We start from the raw sequence: 16,383 nt of genomic DNA on the forward strand, positions 1-16,383 counted from the left end.
AACGTTCACCGGATTGATCGATGGCAATCTGTCCTCTCGGGCTTCGTCGGAGAGGTGATCATGAGGGTGAATCCTGGGCACGCCGTTCTCGCCCACACGCTCGGCGGCCGCGCCGTCGCGGCCTTCGTGGTCCTGGCGATGGCCGCCGGTGGCCTGACCGCGAGTGACAGCAGGCTCTCGAACCGGTCCGGGCAGGGACCGGACGCGGCGGCGCCACGGGCCCCGCTCGCCTGTGGCCTGGTCGCGCCGCAGGCGTCGACGATCAGCACCCTGCCGGAGTACCAGGCGGTGGTGGGACAGCCGGCGACCGACGGCGAGGTCCGGGAAGCGGCCCAGGCCGCGCCGACGACCGTGGCGTACGACGGCGCGCGGCTGGTCATCGGTGCCGGCGCGACCCGGGTCCCGGTGCCGATCGGGATCACCCCGCTCACTGCGGACGAGCTGCCCCCACTCGACGTCGGCATGACAAACGTGACCGAGGGGCCGAGGCAGGGATACCGGTTCACCCCGCAACCCTTCGCGTTCGAGAGCGAGATCGAGGTCGTCATCCCGTACGACCCGGAGCGGGTTGGCGCGAGCTTCGGCGCCGAGGACGTGCACACGTACTCGTTCGACGACGCGAGCGGCTGCTGGCTGCCGCTGGAGCGGGTCCGGGTGGACGAGGAAGAGCACGTGGTGGTGTCCCGGGCCAACCGTCTCGCCACCATGGTCAACGCGGTCGTTACGGTGCCGGAGCACGCCGAGACCAGCTCGTTCAACCCGACCCAGATCAAGGATCTGGAGGCCGCCAACCCCGGGGCGGGGTTGACGCTGGTGAACGCGCCGGGCGCGAGCAACACCGGCGACGCCGCGCTGTCGTACCCGCTCGTGGTGCCGCCGGGGCGGGGCGGCATGCAGCCGCAGCTCGCGGTCGGCTACAACTCGGCGGGCGGCAACGGCTGGCTCGGCCTGGGCTGGGACCTGCCACTGCCGTCGATCACCGTGGACACCAGGTGGGGCGTTCCGCGTTACGACGGCGGGCTGGAAACTGAGACGTACCTGTTCGGCGGGGAGCAACTGACGCCGGTCGCGCACCGCGCCGCGTTGCAGGCCCGGTCGGCGGAGAAGGTCTTCCACACCCGAGTCGAGGGCGGCTTCGCGCGAATCGTCCGGCACGGGACCTCGCCGAAGAACTACACCTGGGAGGTCGTGGACAAGAGCGGCGGCCGGTTCCACTTCGGTGGCACCGCGACGTCCACCCTGACCGACGATGTCGGCAACGGATTCCAGTGGGCCCTGCGGGAGGTGCGTGACCCGCACGGCAACGTCATGCGCTACCACAGCGTCCGCCAGGACGACGCGGGCGTCACGGACGGGTCGGTGCCCGGACGCACGCTGTACCTCCAGAAGATCACCTACACCGGGGACGCCGACACCGAGGGCCCGTACGCGGTTACCTTCGTCCGCGACCGTGAGCTGGAGGAGCCGCGCCGCCCGGACGTCTCCATCGACGCCCGGGGCGGCTTCAAGCGGGTGACCGCCGACCTCCTGCGTCGGATCGAGGTCACCCTGGACAACCTGCCGATCCGGCAGTACGAGTTCGACTACACCACCGGCGCGTTCGGCAAGACGCTGCTGCGGTCGGTCACCGAGTTCGACGAGAACGGCCAGCGGTTCGCCGGGCACACGTTCGACTACTTCGACGACATCCGCGACGGCTCCGGGGCGTACCGGGCGTTCGACCGGGTGACCTGGGAGTCACCGGACGACGGCCTCGGCAACGACGCGGTCGGCGCGGTACGCGGCGGCGCGGGCGAGGCCGGCGCGCTCAACAGCAACACCAGCACCGGCGCCGGCGGACACCTCTACGTCGGGGCGGGCCCGTTCCGGACCAAGTCCGGCTCGGTCGGGGTGAAGACCGGCTTCAGCAGCGCCGAGGAGACCGGCCTGCTGGCCCTGGTGGACGTCGACGGGGACAACCTCCCGGACAAGGTGTTCCGCGGCGACGACGGCATGACGTACCGGAAGAACCTGGCCCGGCCGGGCGGCCAGCCACGGTTCAGCGCGGAGCTCACCCCGCTACGGAACCTGCCGGGCATCTTCCGGGAGAACAGCGACACCCTCACCGTCGGCGTGGAGAGCTACCTCGGGGTGACGGCGCAGCTCGACCACGTCGACACCTTCACCACCACCGACCGCTACCTCGCGGACGTCAACGGCGACGGGATCATCGACCTGGTCAACGGCGGTGGGGTGCTGTTCGGCCGGATCGGCCCGGACGGCGCGCCGGTGTACGGCGCGTCCGGCGACACCCCGGTGCCGATCGGTTCGCTGCCGGTGGACGCGAGCGGGCTGCTCGCCGACTTCACCGTCGACCGGGAACGGCAGACCGACTCGCACCCGCTGGTGGACACGGTGCGCCGCTGGGTCGCGCCCTTCGACGGCGCGGTCCGGATCAGCGGCGACGTCCGGCTGGTCGAGGAGACCGCGCCGGAGCGGGCCGGGTACGAGGGCGCCGACGGCGTACGGGTGGCAATCCAGCACGAGGCGACCGAACTCTGGTCCCGGCAGATCGGCGCCAGCGACTTCGGTACGCACCCGCCGGCCGGCGTCGACTCGATCGCGGTCCAGCGCGGTGACCGGCTCTACTTCCGGGTGCAGTCGAACGCCGACGGGGCGTACGACCGGGTCGCGTGGGACCCACGGATCGACTACACCGAGGTTCCGGACAGCACCGACGTCAACGGTCTGCACCCCTACCGGTACCAGGCTTCGCGGGACTTCACCCTCGGCGGCCGGGCCACCTCGGTGACCGTGCCGACGACCGGCACCGTACGGCTCTCCGGCGCGCTGACCAAGCGGGCGGCGACGACCGACGACGTCACCGCGCTCGTCACCCTCGACGGCCGGACCGTGTTCGAGCAGACGCTCCCCGCCGGTCAGGTCGGCGACATCGCGATCGACCGTGAGGTCCCGGTCGAGCAGGGACAGCGGCTGCAGTGGCGGGTGCGCGTCGACTCGCCGATCGACCTGGGCCAACTCGCCTGGTCACCGCGCGCCGAGTACGCGTCCGGGCAGGTCATCGAGGCCCCGTACGACGTGGACATGTACCCGGCGAACAGCCTGACCGCGCCGCAGGGGTCCTACCCCGTCCCGGCGGACGGCACGCTCCTGGTCGCCCCGACGCTCACCGTCGACGACCCCACCCTGGACTCCCGGCTGGTGTTCACGGTGAAGACGCGCGGCGCGTTGTTGGCCAAGCGGGTCATCGAGATCACCGACGGCCAGATCCCGGAGCAGCCGCCGCTCACCGTACCGGTCAGCGCCGGCACCGAGCTCTTCCTCGACTTCAGCACCTCCGACCGGCAACTCGCCGGCAAGCTGACCGGGCAGTCGGTGCGGGTCGGCTACGACGAGGCCACCCTCGGAACGGCACCCAGCGCGCTGCACAGCGCGGCGGCCGAGGGCGCGTTCGCACAGCCGTACCGGGGCTGGGGCGTGATCGGCTACAACGGCAACCGGGACCGCGCCGGCCAGCCCATCGCCCAGGACGCGCTCGTCGTCGACGAGAGCTACCGGGGGCAGCTACCGGCCGACGTCGACCCCGAACGCGACCGCGACGAGTTCGCCGCCGACCCCCGGGTCGCACCGCCGAAGGTCTTCCCGTTCAGCCCGGCGCCCGCCAAGGCACGCTGGGAGGCCGGTGACCACCTGTGGGCGGCGGCCGACGCCACGAGCAGCTCCCGGCTCGGCACCACCGCGCTCACCGCTCCGCTGGCCGCCGACTTCGACGACGTCACCGCCGTGCCCCGGGTCTCCCGGTCGACGCAGATCTCGGTGAGCGGCAGCGTGGTCGGCGTCGGTGGCAGTGTCGCCTCCGGCGACGCGGTGGGCGAGCTGGACTACCTGGACATGAACGGCGACCACTTCCCGGACGTGGTCGGCGCGGCGGGGATCATGTACACCGATCCCACCGGCCAGCTCGGTGCCAACCGTTCGGCCACCCCGGACGGCAACGTCCGCAAGACCGGCACCACGTCCGCCAACGCGGGCGCCGGCAGCGCCGCCCGCACCATCACCACCGGCCGGGGGTACGCCGCACCGCCCGCCCACTCGTCGGCGAACACCTCCACCTCCGGCAACGACCTACCGCCGCTCGGCATCGGCGGCAACCTCGGCGCCGGGGAGTCGAACGGCAAGTTCGACCTGCTCGACATCAACGGCGACGCCCTGCCCGACCGGGTGTACGCCGACGGCCGGGCCGCGCTGAACCTGGGGTACCGGTTCGCCGCGCCCGAGCCGTGGCCGGGCGGCGCGCTGCACGACGGGACCACCCGCAACGGTGGCGTGAACATCGGATTCAGCACCGACTTCTACGGGTTCGCCGGTGGCGCGTCGTTCAACGAGGGCCGCAGCTCGACCGAGAGCAGCCTGCTCGACGTCAACGGCGACGGCCTGACCGACCGGGTGTTCGAGGGCGACCCGATCCGGGTGGCGCTGAACACCGGCGCCGGGTTCGCCCCGGCCGCGCCGTTCGCCGGCAGCCTGCCCGGCGTCAACACCGACGTCAACGCGAAGCTCGGCGCCGGTGGGTACGTCACCTTCTCCGCCTGCGTCGGCCTGATCTTCGGCTGCGTCGTCACCAACCCCGGCGCGGACACCTCGGTCGGCGTCAGCCGGTCCGAACAGGCCCTGCGTGACATCGACGGGGACGGGTTCGTCGACCACCTCCGGTCCACCAGCGACAACGAACTGGTCGTCGCGCGTAACCAGACCGGCCGTACCAACCTGCTCCGGCAGGTCAAGCGACCGCTCGGTGCCCGCATCGACCTGGACTACACCCGCGACGGCAACACCTACGACCAGCCGAACTCCAAGTTCGTGCTCTCCCGGGTCGCGCTACACGACGGTCAGGCCGGCGACGGGCAGGACACCCAGCTCACGACGTTCCGCTACTCCGGCGGCAGCTACGACCGCCTGGAGCGGGAGTTCCGAGGCTACGGCTCGGTGGTCGAGGAGCACCGCGACCCGGGCGCGGCCGACGCCGTGTACCGCAGCATCACCCGCGAGTTCCGTACCGACAGCCACTACACCCGGGGGCTCGTCAGCCGCGAGCTGACCACGGACGCCGCCGGCAGGCCGTTCCAGGAGACCACCAGCGCGTACCAGTTGCGCGACGTCACCAACCCGGGCCGGGTGGCCGACCCGGCGAGCACCACCGCGACGATCTTCCCCCAGCTTGTCCGTACCGACCAGCGTTTCCACGAGGGTCAGGACGCGCCGGGCAAGACCACGTACCAGGAGATGTCCTACGACGAGGTCGGCAACCTCACGCGCACGTTGGACGCCGCCGAGGCCGGGCCGGGCGACGACGTGGAGACGAAGATCCGTTACACCGCCGAGGACGCGGCCTGCCGTGCCAGCGGCATCGTGGACACGGCGAAGACCGAGGACGTACGCGGCAACGGTGTGCTGATGCGGCACCGCGAGTCGACGGTCGACTGCGGCACCGGCAACGTGACCCAGCACCGGGCAAGGCTCGCCGACGGCGCCACCGCGGTCACCGACCTCGGCTACTTCGCCGACGGCAACCTGAAGTCGGTCACCAACCCGTCCAACGCCAAGGGGCAGCGGTACCGGATCGACTACGAGTACGACCCGGCCACCACCACCCACGTGACCGCCACCAGGGACAGCTTCGGCCTCCGCTCGACCAGCACCTACAACCTGCGCCACGGCCTGGTCGAGACGTTCACCGACGTCAACAACCAGCGGATCCGGTACTACTACGACGCGGTCGGCCGGATCGACGCCGTCGTCGGCGCACACGAGACGGCCGAGAACCACCCGACGATCGACTTCGAGTACCACCCCGAGGCGACCGTGCCGTACGCGGTGACCCGGCACATCGACCGCAACAGCGACGGGTCGATCAAGACCGACTCGATCGACACGATCACCTTCACCGACGGCCTGGCCCGGGTCACCCAGGTGAAGAAGGACGCGGCCGTCAGCACCGGTCCGGACATCCCGGTCGCGAACGTGATGACCGTTTCCGGGCGCACCGTGTACGACTTCCTCGGCCGCGCGGTCGAGCAGTACTACCCGACGACGGAGCTCAAGGGGCCGCTCAACAACCGGTTCCGGTCGACGTTCGACTCGGTCCGGCCGACCCGGACGAGTTTCGACGTCCTCGACCGGGCCACCAGGACGGTGCTGCCGGACCAGACGGTGACCAGCACGGCGTACGGGTTCGGCCCGGACCGGGCGGGCAGCACCCAGTTCGAGGTCGCCGCGACCGACGCCAACGGCAACACCACCCGCACCTACACCGACGTCCGCAGGCTGACCGTCGGGGTCATGGAGGCCAACCCGGCCGGTGGCCAGCCGGTCATCTGGACCAGTTACGGCTACGACGCGCTGGGTCAGCTCACCCGCCTGGTCGACGACCAGGACAACGTCACCACCTCGGCGTACGACCACTTCGGCCGGCGCACGGTCGTCGACAACCCGGACACCGGGCGGACCCAGACGGTCTACGACCTCGCCGACAACCCGGTCAAGGAGATCACCGCGAACCTGGCCGAGAGGCACAAGGCAATCGAGTACGAGTACGACTTCGACCGCCTCGCCGCTATCCGGTACCCGGTCTTCGACGGCAACGACGTCACCTACCGGTACGGGGCGCCGGGAGCGCCGAACAACGGCGCCGGTCGGGTGGTCGAGGTGCGCGACGCGGCCGGCACGGTCGAGCGCGAGTACGGGCCGCTGGGCGAGGTCACCAAGGAGACCCGGACGGTGGCCGAAGGGGTCGACCGGGACGTCCGGTACACGACCCAGTACCGCTACGACACCTGGAACCGGATGCTGCAACTCACCTACCCCGACGGGGAGGTGCTGTCGTACCACTACAACAGTGGCGGGCTGGTCGACGGCGCGACCGGGGTCAAGGGCGGGCGGACGTACCCGTACCTGACCCGGTTGGACTACGACAAGTTCGAGCAGCGCGCACTGCTGGAAACCGGCAACGGCACCCGGACCCGGTTCACCTACGACGCGGAGGACCGCCGGCTGGCCACCCTGGCGTCGAGCCTGCGTACCGGGGTCGAGTTCCAACACACCGACTACGCGTACGACAACGTCGGCAACGTCACCGGGATCGAGAGCGGGACCGACGACCGGACCGGCCGGCAGACGTTCGCCTACGACTCCCTGCACCGGCTCACCGGCTCGCAGGGTGAGTACCGGGCCGCCGCCGACGGGCCGACGGACCGCTACCAGGTGTCGATGTCCTACGACAGCATCGACAACGTCACGCTGAAGGACCAGCGGCACGAGATCGTCGGCTCGACGCCGGTCGTCCAGCCGGCGACGACGTACCGGTATCCGTACGAGTTCAAGGGTGCCCAGCCGCACGCGCCCACCGACCTCGGGCCGTACGACCTCAAGTACGACGCCAACGGCAACCAGATCAGCCGCACCGACCGGGACAACCGGCGGCAGATGGTCTGGGACGAGGAGAACCGGCTGGTCTGCGTACGCGACAAGGCCGACCGCGACCACTTGCTCACCGAGGACGAGTCGTCCTGCCCGAGCGACAGCGACGTGCGTTTTGTCTACGACGACCAGGGCACCCGGGTGGTGAAGGACGCGGGTCGCGGCAACGTCAGCATCTACCCGAACGAGGCGTACTCGCAGCGCAAGCAGACGAGCTACAAGCACGTCTTCGTCGGCGGCACCCGGCTCGTGTCGAAGGTGGTCGAGCCGGAGCGTTATGTCGAGGCGAACCAGTTCTACTACCACCAGGACCATCTCGAATCCACCTCGTACGGCACCAATGCCGACGGTCAGGTCGTCGAGCACCTGCGGTACTTCCCGGGCGGCGAGACCTGGGTCGACGAGAGCGCCGGCGCGCCCACCCCGTACCAGTTCAGCGGCAAGGAGCTGGACCAGGAGACCGGGCTCTACTACTACGGCGCCCGCTACTACGACCCGCGTACGGCGGTGTGGCAGAACCCCGACCCCGCGATGGGCGACTACCTGCCGGATGCCGGGAACCCGGGTGCGAAGCTGCCCGGCGAGGGCGGGGTGTTCAACTCCCGCAACCTCGGCGCGTACGGGTACGCGCACCAGAACCCGGTCACCAACCGGGACCCGGACGGCGCCCTGGTGGAGACTCCGCGCGGGCTCCAGGTGGTGATCCCACCGGGTCCGGACACCGGTACGAGCACCGGTACGTCGCCGAAGCCGCCGCCGGGCGGTGGCCGGCTCAAGGGACCGGGTCCGATCGGCGTGCTGATGCTGCTGATCCAGTTGCTCAACAAGCCGGTCGACATGGAGGTGCCCGAGCTGCTTCCGATGCCGGAGCCGGTGACGGAGTCGGGCACCAAACCGGTGCGTGACGACAAGGGGAACCGCCTGGTCTACGTCACCTACACGAAGTTCAACTACAAGACGCAGCAGGTGTACGTGGGTCGTTCCAGTGGTTACGGGCATCCGCTCCTCGTCGCCGCCGCGCGGAGCAGCGGGCACGAATACAACAAGCGGGGATTCGGCACGGCGATACTCGACAAGTGGGCGTACGCGACACTCCCGTGGCACCTACGCCGTTCGGATCCCGCGTACCGGGCCATCCGTGGTCGGGAACAGCAGTACATGGACCATCACGGTGGACCGAGGAGCGATCGTCGACAGACCATGAGCCCGCCGTGGACCTCCGGCAACGACATCCGCGCCGTCCGCAAGAATCATGAACTTGGGCGGAAATTCCACGACGCGGCGACCGCCAAATGGGGTGAATACGCTCCTTATACCGGGAACTAGCTACTAATCACCAGGAGACTCTGGGAGTGGGCATGGCAGAGAAGAAGGCGACCGAGTCGGGCACGCTGCCGCGGGTCGACCTGGACCACCGGTGGCACGTACGCCTGCGCGCTCAGGCGCCCGACGCGGATCGCCTTCTTCGACTGCCGTGCCAGCACGCCGCCGGACGACCTGCGGGCGATCACCGAGCAGCCGGTGCTGTTCGTGGTCGAGGTCTTCCCACAGCCGTCCGGCCGCTGGCCGGTCGTCGGCCACCTGCCGCCGGACGTGCCGCCGATGCCGGTGCCGCTCCAGTTCGTGCCGGACGTCGGCACGGGAGAGTGCGAGACCGCCGACGGCGGAGCGGTGACCGGTAGGCAACCGGTAGAGGACTTGCCGGCAACCGGCCCGCCCACCAACGGACATCGACGCACGTACTCCGCCAACGCCACAATCGCGATACAGTTTGTAGCCGCGACATCACAGCGATGGTCATCGACAACGGGGTGCCGATGGAGTTCGGGCTGTTGGGGCCGGTGCGTGCGGTGTCCGGAGGAGTTCCCGTCGACGTCGGCTCGCGCAAGCAGCGGCTGGTCCTGGCGGTCCTGCTGCTCGGCGTCAACCGGTTCGTCGCCACCACCAGCCTGGTCCGGGCGTGCTGGCTCGACGAGCCGCCGCCCACCGCCAACCGGGTGGTCCACGCACACGTCAGCCGGTTGCGGGGCGCCCTGGCCGCAGCGGGCAGCGAGCGGTACGCGATCTCGCTCGCCCGCCAAGGCGCCGGCTACGTGCTGCGGTGCGACCCCATGCGGGTCGACGTGCACCGGTTCCGGGAACTCGTCCGACGGACCCGTGCGAGCGGTACCGACGAGGAGCGGGTCGCCCTCCTGAGCGAGGCCCTCGACCTGTGGCGGGGTGCACCCCTGCACGATGTGGCGAACGACGAGACCCGGGACCGACTCTGCGCCGGACTGACCGAGGCCCGGCTGGCCGCGATGCAGGATCGGTGGGACGCGCAGCTCCGGTTGGGCCGGCACCTGTCCATCCTCGAAGAGCTGGTGGATCAGGCCGCCGAGCATCCGCAGCAGCAGCGCATGACCGGGCAGCTCATGCTCGCCCTGTACCGCTCCGGACGGGCCGTCGACGCGTTGCGGACCTACCGGGTCTACCGGGAGCGGCTGGGCGACGAGTTCGGCGTCGATCCCGGCGTGGAGCTGCGGCGGTTGGAGCTGGCGATCCTGCGTACCGACCCGACCCTGGACCTGGTCGGGCAGCCGGCCCGGGTGGCCGCACCCGACCGTACGGCCGACCGGGTCACGCCGGTCCCCGCGCAGCTACCGCCCGACGTGCCCGGCTTCGTCGGACGCGACGGCCAGCTCCGCGAGTTGGACGCGGTCGCGGACGCGGGGGAGCGGACGCCGGGAGCGGTGATCATTTCCGGTACGGCCGGGGTGGGCAAGACCGCATTGGCCCTGCACTGGGCGCACCGGGCACGTGACCGGTTCACCGACGGTCAGCTCTACGTGAACCTGCGCGGCTTCGACCCGGCGGGCCGGGTGGTGAGCGCGGCCGAGGCCATCCGGGGATTCCTCGACGCCCTCGGCGTGCCGCCCGAACACGTCCCGGCCACCATCGAGGGCCAGACCGGTCGCTACCGCAGCCTGCTGGCCGGCAAGCGGATGCTCGTCCTGCTCGACAACGCCCGCGACGCCGACCAGATCCGCCCCCTGTTACCCGCCACTCCCACCGTGCTGACCGTGGTGACCAGCCGCAATCAGCTCACCTCGCTGCTCGCGGTCGAAGGTGCGTACCCGCTGACCCTCGACGTGCTCTCCCTCGGCGGTGCGCACGACCTGCTCACCCAGCGCGTCGGCGCGGAGCGGACCGCCGCGGAGCCGGTGGCCGTACGAAAGATCATCATGGCCTGTGCCCGGCTGCCGCTGGCCCTCGGCATCGCCGCGGCCCGCGCCCGGCAGAGTGGCTTCTCGCTGGCCGCGCTCGGCGCCGAGCTGGGCTCTGCCAACCAGTCTCTCGACGCCCTGGACGCCGGCGATCCGACCAGCAACGTCCGGGCCGTCTTCTCCTGGTCGATCGCGGCCCTGACCCCGCCCGCCGCCCGGCTGTTCCGACTGCTCGGCCAGCACCCCGGCCCGGATGTCGACGTGGCGGCGGCGGCCAGCCTCGCCGGCTACCCGGTCCCGCAGACCCGCCGGCTACTGACCGAACTACGCCGTGCGAGCCTCCTGGTCGAACCGGTGCCCGGTCGGCTCACCTGCCACGACCTGCTGCGGGTCTACGCCGCCGACCTCACCGCCACGATCGACCCGCCCGACCAACGCCGGGCCGCGACCAGCCGGCTGCTCGACCACTACACACACCTCGCGTACGTCGCCGACCGGCTGATCAACCCGCACCGCGACCCGATGACACTGCCCCTGCGCCCGCTGCCGCCTCGTACCGGTGCCGAGCCACCGGCCGATGCCGAAGCGGCGACGGCCTGGCTCGCCACCGAACGCGCGGTCCTGCTCGCCGCCGTCCGGTACGCCGCCGAGAGCGGTTTCGACCTCCGGGCCTGGCAGCTCACCTGGGCGCTGGACACCTTTCTGTTTCGGAGCGGGCACTGGCGCGACCGGGCCTCGGCCTGGCAGGTCGCTCTGACCGCCGCCGGTCGGCTGGACGAGGTGGACGCGCGGGCGGACGCACACCGTGCCCTGGCGCAGACCGGAACTCTGAACGGCGGCTACGCCGAGGCCCACATCCACCTCGTCCACGCCCTCGAACTCTCCACCCGCACGGGTGATCGGCAGGGCCAGGCCCGGACCCATCATCAGCTCGCCCACCTGTACGAGCGACAGGATCAGCTTGACATCGCCCTGGAGCACGCCCTCCAGGCGCTCGCGCTGCGACGGGCGGCCGGCCACCACCGGGGTCAGGCGGTGGCGCTGAACGCCGTCGGCTGGACCTACAACCGGCTCGGCAACCACGTCCAGGCGTTGATCCACTGCGAGCAGGCACTCAAGCTGAACCAGGAGATCGGCAACCGGTTCGGGCAGGCTGCCGTCTGGGACAGCCTCGGCCACGTACACCACCAGCTCGGCGACCACTCGCGGGCGGCCGAGTGCTACCAGCGGTCCCTCGCCCTGTCCCGGGAACTCGGTGGCCAGTACATCGAGGCGGACACCCTGGTGCATCTCGGCGAAACGCAGCGGGCCGTGGGTGATTACCCCGCGGCCCGTGTCGCCTGGACCCGGGCGCTGGCAATGCTCACCAACCTCGATCACCCTGACGCCGCGCGGGTCCGCGCGCAACTGCGCAAGCTGGTCGAACCGGTGTCGCCGGCCGGGTAACGCGGATTAGTCGTAGACGATTTCTGGACCTTCATCGAGCTCTCGCACCAAGCCGGACCCAAGCCCGGCGACCGCGAGGACTTCCTAGCTCACCGGCTCAGCCGGATCTCCCGCTCCCACCTGCTCGACTTCGTCCAGCACCTGTCCGCGACCCGGGAACCGGCCAACACATACCGCCTTTGGCGAGCCGCGGACATCCTCATCGAGGGCGGCTGCGGCACCGACGGATTTCACTACTTCCAGATGTGGCTGGTCGGGCTCGGCCGCACAGCGTACGAGCGAGCGGTCGTCGACCCCGACAGCCTCGCCACGGTTCCGGCCGTACAGCGCCTGGCGTTGCTTCCACGTCCTTGGCAGGACGACGACTACCCCGCGTGGGAGTCCCTGGAATACGTGGCCTGCGAGGTCGGCGACCAGCGAGGGGACATCGACGGAGACGTCCGCGATGTCGTGGCCGAGGAGCGCGCCGTGACACTACGCACAGATCCCAATCCTGAGGACCTCGACTTGGCCCGACTCGACACCGAAACGGTGGCCCTGCGTTACCCCCGCCTATGGGCACTGTTCAACGAGCACGGCATCGGATAGGTGCCCTGCACGTGTCCGCTTCTGCCGATGAGCGGATGTCGGCGGTCCATGCGGCCCGCGTCGATGTGGGGAAGCGGCTGGCTGAAGCTCCCCTATATCGAGCCGTCGGCGTTCTGGATCATCCGCCGAAGCACCTTCAGGGTTGTAACGTAGTCCGCGTCATCGATGCCTTCGTGGATTTGGGCGCGGATCGCCGGAGCATGCCGCGCAATGTCGACGCGAGCCTCTTCCCCTGCTTCGGTGATCCATAGTCTTCCTTCTGTGTCGCGGGTCAGCCACCCACGCTCCAGCAGAATCGTTGCTTCAGCGTCCAGGTCGTCTTCGGCTCTGCGGTACGAGCTCATCGCCTGCTGAAGCTCAGGCACGGTCAGCCCGCCGCCATCCGGTAGAAGGTCATTCTTGGAGAGGTTGCGCAGCAGCCAGAACTGAGGCTGGGTGAAGCCGTGTTCGGCAAACCGGCCGCGGGTGAAGCCGATGAGCGACTCGTAGGCAACGCCTGTCCAATACGCGGCAGGTTGGCCCGCGAGTTCGGGGTCGGACAACTGCTGCATCATCACGTGATCTACCTCCGGGGCTCAACGGCTGAGGACGAAGGTAGAACCTCAACATGAGTTCAGGTCAAGAGCGTGGCCTGGATGACTGCTGCCGGCGGTAACCGGATCTGGTGCCGACCGTGCGCGCTGGCGCCGCAGCTCGGTGGCGTCGCAACGCCGGTGCTGATGTCAGCCGCGTTCTCCGTCGGATGGCCGGCTGTTGCCGTACTAGGATCACCGCTCATGTCGGGAACGTACGCGCTGTACGCCTGGGGCAACTTCATCCACGAATGCGGCATCGACCGCATCCCGCAGTGGCTCGACCCGGCCGTGCTCCGGGGCGAGCGGGCGGTCGTCCACGACTCCGTCGCGATGTCCGACGAGGGCCCGCTGCTTGTCGACGGCAGCCGTACGCTGTTCGCCGTCGACGGGACCTGGGTCGAGGGCCGCGACCTTCCGGCCGAGGCCGCCGACTGGAACGTCGGCTACATCCGGCTGATGACCGACGGTTCCCTCGCCGACGCCGAGCGGGTGATCGACGAGATGGCGGAGCAGGGGGTCGATCTCGAACGGCTCGACGAGCCCGAGCGCAACCCGCTGCCGTTCGGCGAGGTGCTGACAATCTGGGAGGACCCGCACGGCCAGTGGGACGCGGCGATCATCAGACTCTGAGCCGGCCCAGTCGGACCTGACGACGGTCGATCGCGCCGCCCGTCTGGGCCGGCTCTCGTGCAACCGGCGAACGACTCGGTCGACGCGGACGGAACTGATTGTGGATTCGGTGCCCGGCGGCCGTTCCGGTTCTGTTCCGTGCTCGTCAAGTGCTCGGCCATACGCTGGCTCGTGATCATGACCGAGACCGGTTACCGAAGGGTCCACATTGATGACGACATCTCGCCGAACGCTGCTGACCGCATCCGCCGCGGTCGCGGGCGGCGCCGTGCTCGGCGCGCCCGCCGCGCAGGCACACACCCGGCCGGACGGTAAGCCGAAGCCCACCGTCGTACTCGTGCACGGCGCGTTCGCCGACGCCTCCGGCTGGAACGACGTCGCCGCCCGACTCATCCGCGACGGTTACCCGGTCGTCGCTCCGGCGAACCCGCTGCGCGGTGTGGCCAGCGACTCCGCCTACCTCGCCAGCGTTCTCGCCACCCTCGACGGCCCGCTCGTCCTCGCCGCGCACTCGTACGGCGGGATCGTCGTCACCAACGCCGCGACCGGGAACCCGAACGTGAAGGCGTTGGTCTACGTTGCCGCGTTTGTACCCGACCAGGGCGAGACGCTGCTGGGCCTGCAGACGAAGTACCCGGGAAGCAGGCTCGACGAAGCGGCGCTCGACTTCCGCCCGTACGGTGAGGGCGTCGACGGATACATCAAGAAAGCGGTCTTCCGCGACGTGTTCGCCGGCGACGTGCCCCGGACCACCGCCGAGCTGATGTGGGCCGGCCAGCGCCCGAGCGACGTACGCGCGTTGCAGGAACCCTCCGGTGCCCCGGCCTGGAAGGGCATCCCCTCGTGGTACCTCGTCGCCCGCCACGACCGGGTGCTGCCCGCCGAGGCGCAGCGGTTCATGGCGCAGCGGGCCGGCGCCCGCACGGTCGAGGTCGGTGCCTCGCACGTCGCGATGGTCGCGCAGCCGGCCGCAACCGCCGACCTCATCGAGCGCGCCGCGCGCTGATCCGGCGCCAGGGGGAAGTGACGTACGAGCGGTCGAGGCGGACGTTGTTCCGTCGGCGCCGGTGGTGACGCACTCCCGGACCACGTGCTGACCGGGGCCGAGCTGTTGACTACCAGCAGCTCGGCCCCGGTCGGCCAGGACCGTCCCGTACCAGCCGGTAAACCATCCGCCTGATCCACCCGAAGGACGAGACGATGCATCAGCGCGCGTACGCCGACCAGTGCAGCGCCGAGGAGGAGCGGCACACCGCCGCGCGGTCGCCCATCCGCAACCCGAGGGCGACGTTGTTCGCGCTGGCGCTGGGCACCTTCGCGATCGGCACCGGCGAGTTCGGCAGCAACGGCATCATCCAACTGTTCGCGTCCGATCTGGACGTCTCGATCCCGGTGGCGACGTACGCGATCACCGCGTACGCCTTCGGGGTGGTCGTCGGCTCTCCGGCGATCACCCTGCTCGCCGCCCGGGTCAACCGGCGTACCCTGCTGCTCGGCCTGATGGTGCTGTTCCTGGTCGGCAACGCGCTCTCCGCGCTCGCGTCGAACATCGCGCTGCTGGTCGTCGCCCGGTTCGTCACCGGCAGCGTGCAGGGCGCGTTCTTCGGTGCCGGGGCCGTCGTCGCCGCGTACGTCTACGGCCCCGGCAAGGGTGGAAAGGCGTTCGCCACGGTGATGGGCGGGCTCACCGTCGCCACCATCGCCGGGTCGCCACTGGGCACCTTCGTCGGCCAGAGCGCCGGCTGGCGGGCCATGTACTGGACCGTGGTGGCCCTCGGCCTGCTGGCCGGCGCTGCCCTGTTGACCTGGTTGCCGCGCACCGACGACCTGCGCGGCGGTTCCATCGGCAACGAGCTGGGCGGGCTGCGGCGCGGGGGAGTCTGGCTCACCTTCACCGTGGCGGCGCTCGGCATTTCCAGCATCTTCGCCGTCTACACCTTCATCGGCCCCTTTGTCACCGACGCGGCCATGCGGGACGCCTCGCTCGTCCCGGTCGCGCTCGCCGTCTTCGGCGTCGGCATGGCGGTCGGTAACCACTTCGGCGGGCGGGTCGCCGACCGGTCCGCCCACCGTGGTCTGATCTGGGGCTACGGCGGTGTCCTGGTGCTCCTGGCGCTGATCGGTGTCGCGGGCGGCAACCTGGTGGTCCTGCTGCCCTGCCTGTTCGGCGTCGGAGCGACGATGATGCTCGCGATCCCCACCATCCAGGTTCGGCTGACCGGCTTCGCACCGGACGCCCCGACGCTGATGGGCGCGCTCAACCTGGCCGCCCTCAACCTGGCGAACTCCCTCGGGGCGATCGGCGGCGCGATCACCCTCGACGCCGGCTGGGGAACCCTCTCCACCGTCTGGGCCGGTTTTGTCCTCACCACCGCGGGTCTGCTGCTGTACGTCGCCTCCGTCGCCCGGACGAGACCGGCCCCGGTGCCCGCGCCGGCCTGAGTGGCCCGGCTCGACCAACG

7 protein-coding genes and 1 pseudogene are annotated in these 16,383 nt (G+C 70.3%); 6 read left to right on the forward strand and 2 right to left on the reverse strand.

Features of this window, described 5'->3' with window-relative positions:
- Positions 1–60 precede the first annotated feature (60 nt).
- The gene (locus tag ACI2K4_RS04455) at positions 61–8,802 is read left to right on the forward strand and encodes a SpvB/TcaC N-terminal domain-containing protein (protein ID WP_404508663.1); all 8,742 of its coding nucleotides are present in this window, start codon (positions 61–63) and stop codon (positions 8,800–8,802) included.
- Here ACI2K4_RS04455 and ACI2K4_RS04460 read toward each other — a convergent pair.
- Positions 8,799–9,116, reverse strand: coding sequence for a hypothetical protein (locus ACI2K4_RS04460; RefSeq protein WP_404508665.1), 318 nt, complete (start codon positions 9,114–9,116; stop codon positions 8,799–8,801). The two genes, ACI2K4_RS04455 and ACI2K4_RS04460, sit on opposite strands and share 4 nt — an antisense overlap.
- 153 nt (positions 9,117–9,269) lie before the next feature.
- On the opposite strand from ACI2K4_RS04460, the gene ACI2K4_RS04465 reads away from it, so the two are divergent.
- Positions 9,270–12,128, forward strand: coding sequence for a BTAD domain-containing putative transcriptional regulator (locus ACI2K4_RS04465; protein WP_404508667.1), 2,859 nt, complete (start codon positions 9,270–9,272; stop codon positions 12,126–12,128).
- Between the two features lie 27 nt (positions 12,129–12,155).
- Positions 12,156–12,716 (forward strand): annotated as a pseudogene (locus ACI2K4_RS04470) (DUF4240 domain-containing protein); the annotation flags it as partial.
- Between the two features lie 92 nt (positions 12,717–12,808).
- Here the strand turns inward: ACI2K4_RS04470 and ACI2K4_RS04475 are convergent.
- Entirely contained in the window at positions 12,809–13,270 is a 462-nt protein-coding gene (locus tag ACI2K4_RS04475) for a MarR family winged helix-turn-helix transcriptional regulator (protein WP_404509185.1), read from the reverse strand.
- 222 nt (positions 13,271–13,492) lie between these two features.
- Between ACI2K4_RS04475 and ACI2K4_RS04480 the strand changes: the two genes are divergently transcribed.
- From ACI2K4_RS04480 to ACI2K4_RS04490, 3 genes are all read left to right on the forward strand, one after another.
- Positions 13,493–13,921 carry a hypothetical protein gene (locus ACI2K4_RS04480; protein ID WP_404508669.1) on the forward strand — a complete coding sequence of 143 codons (429 nt, stop codon included), beginning with the start codon at positions 13,493–13,495 and terminating at the stop codon, positions 13,919–13,921.
- 211 nt (positions 13,922–14,132) lie between these two features.
- Positions 14,133–14,927 (forward strand): alpha/beta fold hydrolase, encoded by a 795-nt coding sequence (locus tag ACI2K4_RS04485; RefSeq protein ID WP_404508671.1) that lies wholly within the window; start codon positions 14,133–14,135, stop codon positions 14,925–14,927.
- Positions 14,928–15,121: 194 nt separating this feature from the next.
- Positions 15,122–16,363: an MFS transporter gene (locus ACI2K4_RS04490; protein WP_404508673.1), complete on the forward strand. Its 1,242-nt coding sequence runs from the start codon at positions 15,122–15,124 to the stop codon at positions 16,361–16,363.
- Positions 16,364–16,383 lie beyond the last annotated feature (20 nt).

The organism is Micromonospora sp. NPDC050397, from assembly GCF_044901685.1.
In the GTDB taxonomy this organism is placed as follows: domain Bacteria; phylum Actinomycetota; class Actinomycetes; order Mycobacteriales; family Micromonosporaceae; genus Micromonospora_G.

Bases quoted from the DNA above. Each gene is read 5' to 3' on its own strand.
- ACI2K4_RS04475 (WP_404509185.1), bottom strand. From the start codon at position 13,270: ATGATGCAGCAGTTGTCCGACCCCGAACTCGCGGGCCAACCTGCCGCG.
- ACI2K4_RS04455 (WP_404508663.1), top strand. From the start codon at position 61: ATGAGGGTGAATCCTGGGCACGCCGTTCTCGCCCACACGCTCGGCGGC.
- ACI2K4_RS04465 (WP_404508667.1), top strand. From the start codon at position 9,270: ATGGTCATCGACAACGGGGTGCCGATGGAGTTCGGGCTGTTGGGGCCG.
- ACI2K4_RS04485 (WP_404508671.1), top strand. From the start codon at position 14,133: ATGACGACATCTCGCCGAACGCTGCTGACCGCATCCGCCGCGGTCGCG.
- ACI2K4_RS04490 (WP_404508673.1), top strand. From the start codon at position 15,122: ATGCATCAGCGCGCGTACGCCGACCAGTGCAGCGCCGAGGAGGAGCGG.
- ACI2K4_RS04480 (WP_404508669.1), top strand. From the start codon at position 13,493: ATGTCGGGAACGTACGCGCTGTACGCCTGGGGCAACTTCATCCACGAA.